This window comes from Polynucleobacter sp. MWH-Jannik1A5 (genome assembly GCF_018881795.1).
Taxonomy (GTDB): domain Bacteria; phylum Pseudomonadota; class Gammaproteobacteria; order Burkholderiales; family Burkholderiaceae; genus Polynucleobacter.
Map to the genome: position 1 here is coordinate 1,048,878 of NZ_JACVPQ010000001.1, position 15,612 is coordinate 1,064,489.

Consider the following 15,612-nt stretch of genomic DNA (forward strand, 5'->3'; position numbering starts at 1 on the left):
TATAATAATGGGCTTAGCTGGTCCAGGGTGGATTAGCTTAAATGTAGATATTAATTGAGGTTTCAAACCATGTACGCGGTCATAAAAACCGGTGGCAAACAGTATAAAGTTGCTGCAGGCGAAAAATTGAAAATAGAACAGATACCAGCGGAAATCGGCAGCGAAATCACTCTTGACCAAGTCCTCGCCGTTGGCGAAGGCGCTTCACTGAAATTAGGTGATCCATTGGTTAATGGTGCAGCTGTGATGGCCACTGTCGTCTCCCAAGGACGTCACGATAAAGTGACAATCTTTAAGATGCGCCGTCGCAAGCATTATCAAAAGCACCAAGGCCATCGTCAGAATTTCACTGAAATTTTGATCAACACGATTAAAGCCTAATTCAGGTAGGAGAAAGATATGGCACAGAAAAAAGGCGGCGGCTCAACACGAAATGGTCGCGACTCAGAATCGAAACGCTTAGGCGTTAAGGTATTTGGCGGCGAGCACATTAATGCTGGCAGCATCATCATTCGTCAGCGTGGCACACGTGTTCATCCGGGTGCTAACGTTGGTATTGGTAAAGATCACACTTTGTTCGCCTTAATTGACGGTCAAGTGGAATTCGGCGTTAAGGGTGCTTTGAAGAAGGCCCAAGTTTCAGTCTTGCCTCGTTCATAAGGCGCCTGACTGAGACACGTTTGATTCAGATTTATTCCGAATTTAACTCTTAGGAACAGGCCTCGCTAAGCGAGGCCTTTTTTATTCATGAAATTTATAGACGAAGCACGTATCGAAGTGATTGCCGGGCAAGGCGGTGCCGGAAGCGCCTCTATGCGCCGTGAAAAGTTCATTGAATTTGGCGGTCCTGACGGTGGAGATGGCGGTAAGGGTGGTAGCGTGTGGGCAACTGCCGATCGCAATATCAACACTTTGATTGATTACCGCTACGCAAAAACGCACACTGCAAAAAATGGTGAGCCTGGCCGTGGTGCCGATTGTTATGGTCGTGCTGGAGATGATATTGAACTGCGTATGCCAGTTGGTACCATTATTTCTGATTACGAAACAGGTGAACCCATTGCTGACTTAACAACTCACGGCGAGCGCCTTTGCTTGGCGCAAGGTGGAGTTGGTGGTTGGGGCAATATTCACTTTAAGAGCAGCACGAACAGAGCGCCACGTCAAAAGACGAACGGCAAACCTGGCGAGCGCCGTAAGCTGAAGCTAGAGCTTAAGGTGTTAGCCGACGTTGGTTTATTGGGCATGCCTAATGCCGGTAAGTCAACATTGATTACTGCAGTTTCAAATGCGCGTCCAAAAATTGCCGATTATCCATTTACCACTTTGCATCCAAACCTGGGTGTGGTGCGTGTGGGTGCCGAACGAAGCTTTGTGATTGCCGATATTCCTGGATTAATTGAGGGTGCCGCAGAGGGTGCTGGCCTTGGCCATCGTTTCTTAAGGCACTTGCAGCGCACTGGTGTGCTTTTACATTTAGTGGACATTGCTCCATTTGATGCGAATGTTGATCCAGTAGCAGATGCTGTAGCGATTGTGAATGAGTTACGTAAGTACGATGAAGCTTTAGTTGAGAAGCCACGTTGGTTGGTGCTCAACAAGGTCGATATGATTCCGGAAGAGGATCGCAAAAAGGTTGTTGCAGACTTTGTGAAAAAGTTTAAGTGGAAAGGTCCTGTTTTTGAGATTTCCGCTTTGACTGGCATGGGTTGCGATAAGCTTTGTTACTCTTTGCAGGATTATTTGGATTCCGTACGCCGTGATCGTGATGATGCTGATGAGCGTGCGCAAGATCCTCGCTATAAAGATCAGTTAGAAGATAAAAAACCAGATTAAATATTTCATTTGTTCTTTGTTATGAATGCTAAAAAATCCCAACGAATTGTTGTCAAAGTAGGCTCTAGTCTCGTCACCAATAATGGTGAGGGCTTAGATCATGCTGCGATTGCTATGTGGGCTGAGCAAATGGCTGGTCTGCTAAAGGATGGCCACGAAGTATTGATGGTGAGCTCTGGCGCTATTGCTGAAGGAATGCAACGCTTAGGCTGGACTAAGCGCCCACAAGAAATCCACCAATTACAAGCAGCTGCCGCAGTTGGCCAAATGGGTTTGGTACAGGTATATGAAAGTTGTTTTGCGCGATTTAATTTGCGTAGCGCTCAGATTCTCCTGACTAATGCAGACTTGGCAGATGCTGAACGAAACGCAAATGCTAGGGGCACCTTAGATACTCTTCTGAAATTGGGTGTCGTTCCGATTATTAATGAGAATGACACAGTAGTAACTGATGAAATTAAATTTGGTGACAACGATAGCCTTGCGGCATTAGTAACGAATTTAATTCATGCAGATCTTTTGATTATTTTGACTGACCAGGGCGGTCTTTTTACCGCTGATCCACGTCAAAATCCTAACGCCACATTATTGACGGATGCTGTTGCTGGTGATCCTGCCTTAGAAAAAATGGCTGGTGGAGCTGCTAGCGAATTGAGTAAGGGCGGCATGTTGACCAAGGTCCTGGCTGCCAAGATCGCGGTCAAAACTGGAGCAGCCACCATCATTGCTTCTGGACGTGAGCCTAATGTACTGACTCGCCTAGTCAAAGGCGAGAAGATTGGAACCCGTCTTAACGCGCGTTAATAACCAATGATTTGACCCATTGAATTGCTGGGTTTTGTGCCGCCAGTAAATCCATTTGGGTTGAGAGAATTCAAGATTGTCTTAATATTTTTTTCTTGATTATTGAAGTCGCAAAAAGCGCCTTGAGCTAAAGCGGCCTGATAGCGATTTGGAATATCGCTATGAATTTTTTGCCAGCTGCTCAGAGGATTTTCTTTCCAACCACTACTTTCAAAGGTGCCATAAAGGCGCCACTGATATGAATCGCAACGAATACCTTCGTACTGGGTCTGCTGACCACCACTTGGATTGGTAATCACTACGATGTAGCGTGTAATACCATCCGCACCAATCAATATGGAATCCGTATCTACTGCAAACTTGAAAATGGTGCGTTGGGAGACATAAAACGGCAACAGGGTTTTTGGGTTCGGTGGATTCAGTGGCATGGTTGTTGTGCCCTCTTTAAACACCATGGGCGCAAAAGGATCCAAGCCACTTTGTAGTGGATCTCCAGCGCAGGCTGCTAAACCCACGGCTAAGATGAGGCATTGCAGGTACACAGCCAGTCTGGAAAATAGCTTTTTCATTTTTGTTTGTCTGATTTTTCTGAAGATTTAGGTTGATCTTCATTGTCGGCATATAAAGACTGGAAGATATCTAACGGCGTGCCCCAGGCTAGTTGCTGCATGCGCATACCCCGAGAAAGATAACGCGCCAATTCTGATAATGCTAGTTGATAGACTTCGCGCTTAAAGCCAATGACTGCATCAAGTTGAATCCAGAATGGTACCCAACGCCATGCATCAAACTCGGGGTGTTCTGATGCGCGTAATTGAATATCGCTATCTAGACCTACTAAACGCAAGAGAAACCAAATTTGTTTTTGACCACGATAAGCGGCTCTATGAACGCGGGTGGAGTTTTGGCGGCGCAAATATTCCTCAGGGACGTCGTAACGAAGCCAATCCCTGGTCCGTCCAATAATCTGGACATGTTCCGGCAGTAAGCCCACCTCCTCGTGCAATTCGCGGTACATAGCCTGTTCAGGGCTTTCACCATGCTGAATCCCGCCCTGCGGGAACTGCCACGAATGCTGCCCAACGCGTTTTCCCCAGAAAACCTCGTTACGGCTGTTGAGGAGGACAATGCCGACATTCGGGCGATACCCTTCACGGTCAAGCATGATCGTGCCTCAAATCCTTTAAAATCAATGATTTGATTATATCCATACATGAAAGCCTCACAATCATTTCTTGCCACGCTCAAAGAAGCCCCCTCTGATGCTGAGGTGGTTTCGCACAAACTCATGGTGCGAGCAGGTTTAATTCGCAAGTTAAGCGCTGGCGTCTACAACTATTTGCCTTTGGGTTTGAAAGTGATTCGCAAGGTGGAAAACATCATTCGCGAAGAAATGAACCGTGCTGGCGCCATCGAATTGCTAATGCCAATGATTCAGCCAGCTGAATTATGGCAAGAGACGGGTCGCTGGGAAAAGATGGGCCCAGAGTTGCTGCGCATCAAAGATCGCCACGATCGTGATTTCTTAATTCAGCCAACCTCTGAAGAGGTGATTACTGATTTGGCTCGAAATGAGATTAAGAGTTATAAACAGCTGCCAGTGAACTTCTATCAAATTCAAACCAAGTTCCGTGATGAGCGTCGCCCTCGTTTTGGCATCATGCGTGGTCGTGAGTTCAGCATGAAAGATGCTTACTCATTTGATCGCGATACTGAAGGCTTAAAAAAGTCTTATCAAATCATGTTTGATGCATACACCCGCATCTTCAAACGTATGGGTTTACAGTTCCGCGCAGTAACTGCAGATAATGGCGCGATTGGCGGATCCGGTAGTCAAGAGTTCCATGTGATTGCCGATACTGGTGAGGATGCGATTGTCTATTGCCCTGATTCAGGCTACGCCGCGAACTTGGAAGCGGCAGAATCATTAGCGTTGATCGCTAGTCGTGCTGCAGCATCTGCGGCAATGAGTAAGGTGCCAACACCGGATAAAACAAACTGTGCCGATGTAGCAAAGTTCTTAAATATTCCGATTGAGTCTACCGTTAAATCATTATTGTTTGCTGCAGATCAAGAAAGTGGCCCCGCAAAACTCTTTCTGTTATTGGTGCGCGGAGATCACGAGCTCAATGAGGTAAAGGCTAGCAAGATTCCTGGCATGGCCGAATCTCGTTTTGCTACCGAAGCAGAAATCAAGCAAGCTTGTAATGCGCCTGCAGGTTACTTAGGCCCCGTTGGAGTGAGTGCTGATGTGACCGTAGTTGCTGATCGCACCGTTGCCAATATGGCAGATTTTGTTTGTGGCGCAAATGATGCCGGGCATCATTTAACTGGTGTCAATTGGGGTCGCGATTTGCCGGAGCCTTTGGTATTGGATATTCGTAATGCCGTCATTGGTGATCCTTCTCCAGATGGCAAAGGTGTTGTTGATATATGCCGCGGCATTGAAGTGGGTCACGTATTCCAATTGGGCACACGCTATTCAGAAGCGATGGGATGCACCTACTTAGATCAGCAAGGTAAAGCTCAGCCCATGGTGATGGGTTGCTATGGTATTGGTGTAACGCGCTTGCTTGGTGCCGCTATCGAGCAAGGACATGATGAAAAGGGCATTATCTGGCCTATCTCAATGGCACCATTTGAGGTGGTCATCTGCCCAATGGGTTACGAAAAGTCAGAAGCGGTGAAGGCTGCATGCGACCAATTGCATGACGAGCTATTGGCAGCAGGTGTCGATGTCATTCTAGATGACCGCAATGAGCGTCCAGGGGCGATGTTTGCAGACTGGGAGTTAATCGGGGCACCATTCCGAGTAGTGGTTGGTGATCGTGGTTTGGCAGATGCTCAAGTGGAATTCAAAGGACGCACTGACGCTGAGTCTCAAAATATTCCATTAGCGCAAATTAAAGATAAAGTGATTGCCGCAGTTCAAGCAGCCAAACAATCTATCTCTTAAGTTTTATTTTCGGATTTAATTATTTTTTGAAGAGTCCGCCAATACCCTTGGCGGCTCCTTTTGCAGCCATGCTTGCCATGGTGCGCGCCATTTTTCCACCTTTAAATTGCTTCATCATGGTTTGCATTTGCTCAAACTGAGCAAGCAGGCGATTAATTTCTTGAACTTCCACACCGGAGCCTGCAGCAATACGACGTTTGCGACTGGCTTTGAGCAGTTCTGGCTTTCTGCGTTCTTGAGGGGTCATGCTGTCAATAATTCCACGCATGCGCGTGGTTTGTTTATCGGCATTACTTAAATTAGTTTTAGAGGCGGCTTGTGCCATCTGACTTGGCAATTTATCCATCAGGCTGGCCATGCCACCCATCTTTTGCATTTGCATTAACTGATCGCGGAAGTCTTCAAGATCAAAACCACCCTTAGAAATCTTGCTGGCTAATTTTTCTGCTTTAGCAACATCAACGTGCTGTTGAGCTTGCTCGACCAGGGCCAGAATATCGCCCATACCCAAGATGCGGTTAGCCATGCGTTCTGCATCAAACGCCTCTAGGCCATCCATCTTTTCGGCGACACCAATAAATTTGAGCGGTACACCGGTTACTTGGCGAACGGAGAGTGCTGCGCCGCCACGAGAGTCGCCATCTAACTTCGTGAGAATCACACCGGTTAATGGCAGCGCTTCGTGGAAGGCCTTGGCAGTATTGACCGCATCTTGACCGAGCATTGCATCTACCACGAATAAGGTTTCAATTGGGTTGAGGCTGGCATGCAAGGTTTTGATTTCTTGCATCAGCGCTTCATCAATACCAAGGCGACCTGCGGTATCCACCAGCACTACGTCGAAATAATGGCGCCTTGCCCAGTCAAGTGCGGCAAGCGCGATGTCATTTGGTTTTTGACTAATGTTGCTTGGGAAAAACTCAGCACCAACTTGTTTGGTAACGGTTTCTAATTGCTCAATCGCTGCTGGACGATAGACGTCACAAGAAACCGTGAGAACTTTCTTCTTCTTTTTCTCTTGCAACCACTTTGCCAGTTTCCCGACGGAGGTGGTTTTACCCGCGCCTTGTAAACCCGCCATCAATATCACTGCAGGTGGCTGGGTTGCTAAATTGAGTTCGCCGCTTTGATTGGTATCGCCCCTCATTACTTGGGCTAGCTCGCGTTGGACTACGCCAACCAATGCTTGACCAGGACTCAGGCTGCCAACCACTTCCTCGCCAAGGGCTTTAAATTTAATTTGTTCCAGCAAAGACTTCACTACAGGCAGTGCTACGTCAGCCTCTAATAAGGCTAAACGGATTTCCCGCAGCATTTCTGCGGTATTGGCTTCAGTGAGGCGGGCTTGACCCCGCATTGTTTTAACAACGCGAGATAGGCGGTCGGTGAGGTTTTCTAGCATTTATCGATTAGACTTTCCAGATGGATATTTTAGGTTACTCAAGTTCCGGTTGGCTCCCTTCCGCACTTTATTTAGCGCTTTTGCTTGTTTTGAGCTTCAAAGCCAAGAGCGGCGTGGAGTCTCGGCTCTCAAGCGCCCTTGTGCAGGCCGCTATTTTTGTGATTTTGGTGATTCATGGGGTGCAACTGCATGACTCCGTATTCACCCCTCAAGGCTTCGTATTTGGTTTTGCGCAAGATTTGTCTTTGATTGCTTGGGTTGGCCTAGCTTTTTACTGGTTCCAATCTTGGTTTTTGCCTATTTCAAGTTTGCGTTGGATGGCCTTAATGTTTGCGCTTGTTTGCGCATTTCTTCCTCACTTATTTCCCGGTGTTTTGATATCGCCTAAGGCTGTTTCGGATCCCTGGTTTAAAGGCCATTTTGTTGTGGCAACAGTCGCAGTGGGTCTATTAAGTTTGGCGGCCATGCACGCCATGCTCATGAGTGTGCAAGACCGCGCTTTACATCGTCAGCTAGCCATTATTCCTAATAGCCGTTTTGCGCATTGGCTCGAAGACCTTCCACCACTAATGACCATGGAAAGCCTCCTGTTTAACTTGCTCTACGTTGGTTTTGCATTATTGAGTTTGACAGTCTTCTCCGGTTTACTCTTTTCTCAAACGCTGTTTGGTAAGCCACTAGTGTTTGATCACAAAACTATTTTTGCTTTGATATCGTGGTTTTTATTTGCTGGCTTACTGCTGGCTCGCTGGCGAGTGGGCTTGCGCGGCAGAGCAGCCATTCGCTGGGTATTAAGTGCTTATACGGCTTTACTGCTTGCTTATGTAGGCAGTCGCTTTGTGCTTGAAGTTATTTTGCAGAGAACATAATTCTTGTTTAAGTGGCTTTTATTATTTGCAGGCGCTGGCCTTGTTTATCTTTGGATTAAAGGTAAAAAGCAGGCTAAGCGCAATGCAGAAAATCCTCCAAAACCCAATAAAAATAAGGCTGAGAAGGCTGTTGGTCCTGAGGCTATGGTGCAGTGCCAGTATTGCAAAGTACATCTTCCACAATCAGAGGCAATTAGTCATGACGGACGTTTTTATTGTTCGAAAGATCATTTTCATGAGTTGGATTCAGAAGGTTGGATTGGTGATGCGCAGTGGCGTATTTCACCCAACCAAGATGTCAGGCCTGAAAATATTCAGCCCGACTTAGCGGTGATTCATCACATTAGCCTTCCGCCCGGGGAATTCAGGCAGCGAGAATCCAGTAAGTACATCGTGGATTTTTTTCAAAACAAGCTAAACCCAAATGAACATGCCTATTTTGCGGAGATTGCTGCTCAAAAGGTCTCCAGTCATTTTTTGATTACACGCTCTGGAGCTTTGGTACAGTTTGTGCCCACTCAAAAAAAGGCATGGCATGCCGGGGCCTCTGAATTTCTGGGCAGGGAAAAATGCAATGACTTCTCTATTGGTATTGAATTAGAGGGCGATGGTGATACGCCATTTGAGCCCACTCAATATCAAGTATTGGCCAACCTTATTCAGAAATTGACAAGTACTTATCCTGATTTGCAATTTGCTGGACATAGCGACATCGCCCCCGAGCGAAAAACAGATCCTGGAATATTTTTTGATTGGAAAAAGTTCCAAAAAGAGACAGGAATTTCCGCCAAAAAACTGCCATACGGGCTGGACCCTCGGTAAGCTTTTTTTGTATGTGAGCGTACGCTTACTTTTACAGCCTTTGTCTAAAAAGGGCAAAAAAATCCGCACCAAAATGACCCCAAAATTAGGGGAAAACTTAGTAAAAGTACTAGTAAATATTTGTAATAAATAGCTTACCAAATACTAAATATTTCCCTATACTTAGTGCCTAATGCACTTCAAGACACTAGATGTAGTGTTTGAATCCAGCAATACCCCATTGTTTTTTAACGATATTTTGTCCAAATAACTATATATAGACGCAGGAGCAACATGACATACGCTAATCCACAAACAGCAGGCCAACCAACTGGTGCTAATAATCCAGGAATGAGTCCTGCAGGAGCTATTAACCAAGCTCCTTCTGCCGGTTTTGTTGCCGGTGGTGTTGGTGGTACTCAGGCAACCCAATTGTCTGATTACAAAATTATTCGCCGCAACGGATCAGTTGTTGCGTTTGAACCATCCAAAATTGCCATTGCTGTAACTAAGGCGTTTTTAGCAGTTAATGGCGGCCAGGGCGCCGCTTCTGCACGTGTGCGTGAACAAGTAGAGCAATTGACTCACTCTGTTGTGCGTGCATTGTTGCGTAGTCGTCCAAATGGCGGCACTTTCCACATTGAAGATATTCAAGATCAAGTTGAATTGGCTTTGATGCGTAGCGGAGAGCACAACGTTGCTCGCGCGTATGTTCTTTATCGTGAAAAGCGCAACCAAGAACGTGCTGCTCAGCAAGAAGTTTCGCAAGAAGCACAAACAGCTAATCAGGCTGGTGAGTCCGGTATTAAAGTGACTGATAACGGTGTTGAGAAGTGGCTGGATATGGCTGCTTTGCGTACCGTCATCGAAGCTGCCTGTGAGGGGTTAGGCACGCATATTGATGCCACCCCAATCATTACTGAAACCATTAAGAATTTGTACGATGGCGTGCCAATGGCGCAGGTGTATGACTCTGCGATTTTGGCTTCACGTACTTTGATTGAAAAAGATCCTGCGTATAGCCAAGTAACAGCGCGCATCTTGATGCACGTGATTCGTAAAGAAATTTTTGGCAAGGAAGTATTACAAGGTGATACTCAAGCTGAGTACAGCACCTATTTCGCTAAGTACATCAACGAAGGTATTTCTGCGGAGTTATTGGACCCACGTATGCGTGAGTTCGACTTGCCACGCTTGGCTGCAGCCTTGAATGCGAGTCGTGACTTGCAGTTCAATTACCTCGGTTTGCAAACTTTGTATGACCGCTATTTCTTGCATATTGAAGAGCGTCGTATTGAAATGCCACAGGCATTCTTTATGCGTGTTGCAATGGGCTTGGCTTTGAATGAGATGGATCGTGAACGTCGTGCTATCGAGTTCTATGAAATCCTCTCTACTTTTGATTTCATGTCCAGCACGCCAACATTGTTCAATTCAGCCACAACCCGTCCACAGCTCTCAAGCTGCTACTTGACGACTGTGGATGATGACCTTGATGGCATCTACGAAGCATTGAAAGAAAATGCTTTGTTATCTAAATTTGCTGGCGGCTTGGGTAACGACTGGACCAATGTTCGTGCATTGGGTAGTCACATCAAAGGCACTAACGGTAAGTCACAAGGTGTCGTGCCATTCTTGAAAGTGGTGAATGACACTGCTGTTGCTGTTAACCAAGGTGGTAAGCGTAAGGGCGCGGTTTGCGCCTACTTGGAAACATGGCACTTAGATATTGAAGAATTCTTGGAGTTGCGCAAGAACACCGGCGATGATCGTCGTCGTACACATGACATGAACACTTCTAACTGGATTCCAGACTTGTTCATGAAGCGCGTGATGGAGGGTGGCGATTGGACATTATTCTCACCATCCAATACCCCTGACTTGCATGACAAATTTGGTAGAGCCTTTGAAGAAGCTTATGTTGCTTATGAGCAAAAAGCTGACCGTGGCGAATTGAAGCCATTCCGCCGTATTCCGGCGCAGCAATTGTGGCGCAAGATGCTTGGCATGTTGTTTGAAACTGGCCACCCATGGATCACTTTCAAAGACCCTTGCAACATCCGTAGCCCACAGCAGCATATTGGTGTGGTGCACTCTTCTAACCTCTGTACTGAGATCACCCTCAATACCAACGAGACTGAGATTGCGGTTTGTAACTTGGGTTCTGTGAACTTAACTGCTCATATGACTACCGATGCCAATGGCAAGATGATTTTGGATCACGAGAAGCTCCAAAGAACCGTGCGCACTGCAATGCGTATGCTGGATAACGTGATTGATATCAACTACTACGCAGTTGCTAAGGCTCGTAACTCAAACTTAAAGCACCGTCCAGTTGGTATGGGCATCATGGGCTTCCAGGATTGCTTGCATATGCAGCGCATTCCTTACGCTAGCGATGAGGCTGTGAAGTTTGCAGATTCTTCTATGGAAGCGGTTTGCTACTACGCTTATCAAGCATCCAATGAGTTGGCTGAAGAACGTGGCGTTTACAGTACCTACAAAGGCTCCTTATGGGATCGCGGCATCCTCCCGCAGGATTCAGTAGCAATGTTGGCAGCTGAGCGCGGCGGCTACGTAGAAGTAGACAACTCCTCCACTATGGACTGGAGTGGTTTGCGTGCACGTATTAAGCAACACGGTATGCGTAACTCGAATTGCGTGGCAATTGCGCCAACTGCAACGATTTCAAACATCATTGGTGTTTCCGCTTGTATTGAGCCTACATTCCAGAACTTGTTTGTGAAATCCAACCTTTCCGGGGAATTCACAGTGGTTAACGAGTACTTGGTGCGTGATTTGAAGGATCGCGGCCTCTGGGATGAAGTCATGATTGCCGATTTGAAGTACTTTGATGGCACTTTGTCTAAGATCGATCGTATTCCTCAGGATTTACGCGATTTATATGCAACAGCGTTTGAAGTTGAGCCAACTTGGTTGGTTGAAGCTGCTTCCCGCCGTCAAAAGTGGATCGATCAAGCTCAATCACTCAATATTTACATGGGCGGCGCTTCTGGTAAGAAACTGGACGACACCTATAAGTTGGCTTGGTTGCGTGGCTTGAAGACTACTTATTACCTCCGCACTATGGCAGCAACCCACGTTGAGAAATCAACTGTTGCTAGTGGCCAGCTGAACTCAGTTTCTAGTGGCGGCGGTGTAAATGGTACTGATGCTACTGCTGCGGGCGCTGCTGGTGGAGTCGAAGCTGATGGCCCAGTTTGCACAATGCGCCCAGGCGACGCTGGTTTCGAAGAATGTGAAGCATGCCAATAAGCCATTCGCTTATTGGCCATAAATAGAAGAATCAGGAGAAAGTTATGTTGAATTGGGAAGAGGAAGTTGCTCCAGCACTAGCGAAAGCTGGTCTTGCACCGCAGCCGGTTGCAGTGGAGCCACAACGTCCACAGCCAGATCAAGTGGCAATGGCACCACAAGCTGCAGCACCTGCGCCAGTAGCGGCCGCTAATGTATCTGGCGGCGCAGCCTTGCGTGTAAATGCTGCTGATAAGCGCGTGATTAATGCTAAGACTGACGTAAATCAGTTAGTTCCATTTAAGTACAAATGGGCTTGGGAGAAGTATTTGGCAGGTTGTGCAAACCACTGGATGCCACAAGAGATCAATATGAATCGCGATATTGCGCTTTGGAAAGATCCAAATGGTCTGACCGAAGATGAGCGTCGCATTATTAAGCGCAACCTTGGTTTCTTTACGACTGCTGATTCTTTGGCTGCAAACAACATTGTTTTGGGTACTTATCGCCACATTACTGCCCCAGAATGCCGTCAATACCTATTGCGCCAGGCTTTTGAAGAGGCAATTCATACCCACGCGTACCAATATATTGTGGAATCTTTGGGCTTAGATCAGTCTGAAATCTTTAATGCGTACAACGAGATTGAGTCAATTCGTGCCAAAGATGAGTTCTTGATTCCTTATATTGATGTGCTTACTAACCCAAATTTCAAGACTGGCACGCTTGAAGCTGACCAAACTTTGCTCCGATCACTAATTGTTTTTGCTTGTGTGATGGAAGGTTTGTTCTTTTATGTTGGTTTTACGCAAATACTTGCAATGGGTCGTCAAAACAAAATGACGGGTGCTGCTGAGCAGTATCAATACATCCTTCGCGATGAGTCTATGCACTGCAATTTTGGTATCGATTTGATTAACCAAATCAAGCTGGAGAACCCGCAGTTATGGACTTCCGCGTTCAAAGACGAGATCAAATCGATCTTCGAAAAAGCGGTCGAATTAGAGTACCGTTATGCCGAAGATACGATGCCTCGCGGAGTGCTCGGATTGAACGCTCCGATGTTCAAAGGGTACCTAAGATACATTTGTAATCGCAGATGTTTGCAAATAGGACTTGACGCGATGTTCCCAAATGAAGAGAATCCATTTCCATGGATGTCAGAAATGATTGATCTGAAAAAAGAACGAAACTTTTTTGAGACACGCGTTATTGAGTATCAAACCGGTGGTGCGCTTAGTTGGGAGTAGTTGGGTAAGTAATGAAGCGCATAACTGGCTAAATAGGAGATTAGACGGTTGGATAGTTTTAGAAGTCAGCAAAACCAGACTCAAATCCGAAAACCCTTGCTCAAGGGTGCCTGGGCTATTCTCTCTATTTTTTCCAGCACATTTAAGAAGCCGTTGTCCTTCGGGGCCACGGCTTTTTTTCCAGGATTCATTAGCGTGCAGCACTTAGCATCAAGCCGCGCGCCGATGAATGGCTCGCTCGTCAGATCCAAGAGGTTGCAAAACCAGGCGGAAATGAGTGGTCGGGTCTTCTTAATGTAGTTTGTACTAATCCTCACGTGAAGGAGCAATACTATGGCAACTGCCAAGAAAAAACCTGCTGCAAAGAAACCAGCTGCTAAGAAAAAAGTAGCTGCTAAGAAGCCTGCTGCTAAAAAAGTAGCTAAAAAGAAGCCTGCTGCTAAGAAAAAAGTAGCTGCTAAGAAGCCTGCTGCTAAAAAAGTAGCTAAAAAGCGTCCTGCTGCTAAAAAAGCTGCGGCTAAAAAGCCAGCTGCTAAAAAAGTAGCTAAAAAGCGTCCTGCTGCTAAGAAAAAAGCTGCGGCTAAAAAGCCTGCTGCTAAAAAAGCTGCAAAAAAGGTTGCTAAAAAGCGCGTAGCAAAAAAAAAGTAAGTAAGCCTGCTGCGAAGAAAGCGGGCTCTGCTGTAAAAAAGCCCGCGGCTAAGAAAGCTGCACCAGCGACTAGTGCGTTGAATCCTGCCGCTGCTTGGCCCTTCCCAACTGGCACACGTCCTTAATTGGACGGGTGTTACTAGAAGGGGTCTCTCACGAGACCCCTTTTTTTATTTCCTAAATTTGGATGACTCGGACTGGAGTCGGAGAGGTGTTTAGAAGCTGAAGCCAAAAGCCGTTTTAAATTGCTCGGCGATCTGATCTTTGCTGAGTTGGTGATTTTGTGGTCCTTGGTGGGTAATTTTGATTGAACCCATGAGACTGGCTAGGCGACCGGTAGTTTCCCAATCCATGCCATTTTCCAGTCCAAACAGTAAACCACCCCGGAATGCGTCACCGCAACCAGTTGGATCAACCACTTTCGCTGCTGGTACAGGTGGAATGGCAATGCATTTGCCTTCAAAGTAGATGTCAGCACCTTCAGCACCCTTGGTAACGATGAGCGCTTTAACGCGTTCAGCTACTTTTGCCAAACTTAAACCCGTTCTTTGAGAAAGCATTTCCCCTTCATAGTCGTTTACGGCAAGATAGCTCGCGATGTCAACGAGCTCTAGGAGCTCTGGACCATTAAACATTGGCAAGCCTTGGCCTGGATCAAAAATAAATGGAATATTGGCATTAGCCAACTGATGGCAATGCTCCCACATACCTTGGCGACCATCGGGAGCAACAATTCCTAATTTAGCCTCACCTTTAGCGTTCTTACTGCGCTCAGCTATCACGGCTGATACTTGGTTGAGGTGTGACTCGCCCATTGCTCCTGGATGAAAAGCTGTAATCTGATTATTGGCCTGATCGGTTGTGATCATTGCTTGTGCGGTAAAAGCATTCTGGATCTGGCGAATATGGCTGGCATCAATTTGAAGCTGTTCAAGACGTGTCATGTAGGGGGCGGCATCTCCTCCAACGGTCGCCATGATGATGGGGTCGCCACCCAAAAGGTTAAGGTTGTAGGCAATATTGCCAGCACAACCACCAAACTCTCGACGCATTGTCGGAACCAGGAAGGCTACGTTCAGGATGTGAATTTGCTCAGGCAGAATCTGATCGGCAAATTTGCCTTCAAAGTTCATGATGGTGTCGTAGGCAATAGAGCCACAGATCAAGCTAGCCATAAATTACTTTCTTTATAGAAATAGGAGGTAAAGGTGATGTTAATCAATGGATTTAAGGGTAAAGCACCCGCACGCGATAGCCTGCAGCATTGGGTGGCAAGTTGATTGGTAATTCAATCTGTAATAGCTCACCTGAAGGAATACCTTTTTTCAAAACGTCTGGATGCGTGTCTTGCCAAGTTTGAGGAATCCACTCTTGCGGAGAAAATTGCAGTGATTTGATTTCAGATTCTTCTGCATCTGTCAGAGTAATTTCTAAATTTGGCGGTAAAACAGCAATCGCAAGACGATTTTGTATTTCAACTTGCAATAGAGATTGATTTGCGGGGCTTTTAAGGCCTTCTCGCACGTTTTCTGGTGAAAGTGCAGCTGAAGTTATTTTCCAGGCAGCAAAATCGCTTACAGCGCGATCTAGACATCCTAGTGCGCTACAAAGTTTTGCATCAATACGCTGTAAAACTTGAAATGCGTTTACAGAAATCGCATGAGATGTTCCATCCACGCGTGGTGCGACTGCAGGAAGTAATGCATTTCTCGATAAATGCTCTCCAAAAACAAGTAAGAGCACCAAGAAAACAGCGTAAAGAGCTAACTTAAAACTTTTTTTTTGAGCAGG

At 46.3% G+C, this 15,612-nt stretch carries 14 protein-coding genes and 1 pseudogene; 10 read left to right on the forward strand and 5 right to left on the reverse strand.

Features of this window, described 5'->3' with window-relative positions; all coding sequences use genetic code 11:
• Window positions 1–69 precede the first annotated feature (69 nt).
• The 4 genes and pseudogenes from rplU to proB all read left to right on the forward strand — a co-directional run.
• Complete coding sequence (rplU, locus tag ICN23_RS05325; RefSeq protein WP_011902040.1) at window positions 70–381, forward strand: 50S ribosomal protein L21; 312 nt, start codon at window positions 70–72, stop codon at window positions 379–381.
• An 18-nt stretch (window positions 382–399) separates the two neighbouring features.
• A complete protein-coding gene (gene rpmA / locus ICN23_RS05330; RefSeq protein WP_011902041.1) occupies window positions 400–660 on the forward strand; it encodes a 50S ribosomal protein L27 in 261 nt (86 codons plus the stop codon).
• A gap of 87 nt (window positions 661–747) precedes the next feature.
• A complete protein-coding gene (obgE, locus tag ICN23_RS05335) occupies window positions 748–1,836 on the forward strand; it encodes a GTPase ObgE (protein ID WP_216231213.1) in 1,089 nt (362 codons plus the stop codon).
• 21 nt (window positions 1,837–1,857) lie between these two features.
• Window positions 1,858–2,637, forward strand: a pseudogene (gene proB, locus ICN23_RS05340) (glutamate 5-kinase); the annotation flags it as partial.
• On the opposite strand, the gene ICN23_RS05345 reads toward proB, so the two are convergent.
• Both ICN23_RS05345 and ICN23_RS05350 read right to left on the reverse strand, forming a co-directional pair.
• Window positions 2,637–3,209, reverse strand: a complete 573-nt coding sequence (locus ICN23_RS05345) for a CNP1-like family protein (RefSeq protein ID WP_216231215.1) — start codon at window positions 3,207–3,209, stop codon at window positions 2,637–2,639. The pseudogene proB and the gene ICN23_RS05345 overlap by 1 nt on opposite strands.
• Window positions 3,206–3,805, reverse strand: a complete 600-nt coding sequence (locus tag ICN23_RS05350) for an RNA pyrophosphohydrolase (protein WP_216231216.1) — start codon at window positions 3,803–3,805, stop codon at window positions 3,206–3,208. The genes ICN23_RS05345 and ICN23_RS05350 overlap by 4 nt, the downstream gene beginning before the upstream one ends.
• Window positions 3,806–3,853: 48 nt before the next feature.
• Between ICN23_RS05350 and ICN23_RS05355 the strand changes: the two genes are divergently transcribed.
• The gene (locus tag ICN23_RS05355; protein WP_216231217.1) at window positions 3,854–5,596 is read left to right on the forward strand and encodes a proline--tRNA ligase; all 1,743 of its coding nucleotides are present in this window, start codon (window positions 3,854–3,856) and stop codon (window positions 5,594–5,596) included.
• Between the two features lie 19 nt (window positions 5,597–5,615).
• Here ICN23_RS05355 and ffh read toward each other — a convergent pair whose 3' ends face one another.
• Window positions 5,616–6,998: a signal recognition particle protein gene (gene ffh / locus ICN23_RS05360; protein WP_216231218.1), complete on the reverse strand. Its 1,383-nt coding sequence runs from the start codon at window positions 6,996–6,998 to the stop codon at window positions 5,616–5,618.
• 20 nt (window positions 6,999–7,018) lie between these two features.
• Between ffh and ICN23_RS05365 the strand changes: the two genes are divergently transcribed.
• From ICN23_RS05365 to ICN23_RS05390, 5 genes are all read left to right on the forward strand, one after another.
• Complete coding sequence (locus ICN23_RS05365; protein ID WP_216231219.1) at window positions 7,019–7,867, forward strand: inner membrane protein YpjD; 849 nt, start codon at window positions 7,019–7,021, stop codon at window positions 7,865–7,867.
• A 3-nt stretch (window positions 7,868–7,870) separates the two neighbouring features.
• Window positions 7,871–8,689, forward strand: coding sequence for a 1,6-anhydro-N-acetylmuramyl-L-alanine amidase AmpD (ampD, locus tag ICN23_RS05370; RefSeq protein ID WP_255532708.1), 819 nt, complete (start codon window positions 7,871–7,873; stop codon window positions 8,687–8,689).
• Window positions 8,690–9,019: 330 nt separating this feature from the next.
• Window positions 9,020–11,944 carry a ribonucleoside-diphosphate reductase subunit alpha gene (locus ICN23_RS05380; RefSeq protein ID WP_370624776.1) on the forward strand — a complete coding sequence of 975 codons (2,925 nt, stop codon included), beginning with the start codon at window positions 9,020–9,022 and terminating at the stop codon, window positions 11,942–11,944.
• A gap of 44 nt (window positions 11,945–11,988) precedes the next feature.
• Window positions 11,989–13,173 carry a ribonucleotide-diphosphate reductase subunit beta gene (locus ICN23_RS05385; RefSeq protein ID WP_216231221.1) on the forward strand — a complete coding sequence of 395 codons (1,185 nt, stop codon included), beginning with the start codon at window positions 11,989–11,991 and terminating at the stop codon, window positions 13,171–13,173.
• Between the two features lie 333 nt (window positions 13,174–13,506).
• Entirely contained in the window at window positions 13,507–13,821 is a 315-nt protein-coding gene (locus ICN23_RS05390) for a hypothetical protein (protein WP_255532790.1), read from the forward strand.
• 215 nt (window positions 13,822–14,036) lie between these two features.
• Here the strand turns inward: ICN23_RS05390 and ICN23_RS05395 are convergent, their stop codons facing one another.
• Window positions 14,037–14,996, reverse strand: a complete 960-nt coding sequence (locus ICN23_RS05395; RefSeq protein ID WP_216231222.1) for a carbohydrate kinase family protein — start codon at window positions 14,994–14,996, stop codon at window positions 14,037–14,039.
• Between the two features lie 52 nt (window positions 14,997–15,048).
• A complete protein-coding gene (locus ICN23_RS10010) occupies window positions 15,049–15,564 on the reverse strand; it encodes a DUF3426 domain-containing protein (RefSeq protein WP_370624777.1) in 516 nt (171 codons plus the stop codon).
• Between the last annotated feature and the right edge of the window lie 48 nt (window positions 15,565–15,612).

Coding starts and splice junctions, on each gene's coding strand:
- rplU (WP_011902040.1), top strand. CDS start 70: ATGTACGCGGTCATAAAAACCGGTGGCAAACAGTATAAAGTTGCTGCA.
- rpmA (WP_011902041.1), top strand. CDS start 400: ATGGCACAGAAAAAAGGCGGCGGCTCAACACGAAATGGTCGCGACTCA.
- obgE (WP_216231213.1), top strand. CDS start 748: ATGAAATTTATAGACGAAGCACGTATCGAAGTGATTGCCGGGCAAGGC.
- ICN23_RS05345 (WP_216231215.1), bottom strand. CDS start 3,209: ATGAAAAAGCTATTTTCCAGACTGGCTGTGTACCTGCAATGCCTCATC.
- ICN23_RS05350 (WP_216231216.1), bottom strand. CDS start 3,805: ATGCTTGACCGTGAAGGGTATCGCCCGAATGTCGGCATTGTCCTCCTC.
- ICN23_RS05355 (WP_216231217.1), top strand. CDS start 3,854: ATGAAAGCCTCACAATCATTTCTTGCCACGCTCAAAGAAGCCCCCTCT.
- ffh (WP_216231218.1), bottom strand. CDS start 6,998: ATGCTAGAAAACCTCACCGACCGCCTATCTCGCGTTGTTAAAACAATG.
- ICN23_RS05365 (WP_216231219.1), top strand. CDS start 7,019: ATGGATATTTTAGGTTACTCAAGTTCCGGTTGGCTCCCTTCCGCACTT.
- ICN23_RS05380 (WP_370624776.1), top strand. CDS start 9,020: ATGAGTCCTGCAGGAGCTATTAACCAAGCTCCTTCTGCCGGTTTTGTT.
- ICN23_RS05385 (WP_216231221.1), top strand. CDS start 11,989: ATGTTGAATTGGGAAGAGGAAGTTGCTCCAGCACTAGCGAAAGCTGGT.
- ICN23_RS05390 (WP_255532790.1), top strand. CDS start 13,507: ATGGCAACTGCCAAGAAAAAACCTGCTGCAAAGAAACCAGCTGCTAAG.
- ICN23_RS05395 (WP_216231222.1), bottom strand. CDS start 14,996: ATGGCTAGCTTGATCTGTGGCTCTATTGCCTACGACACCATCATGAAC.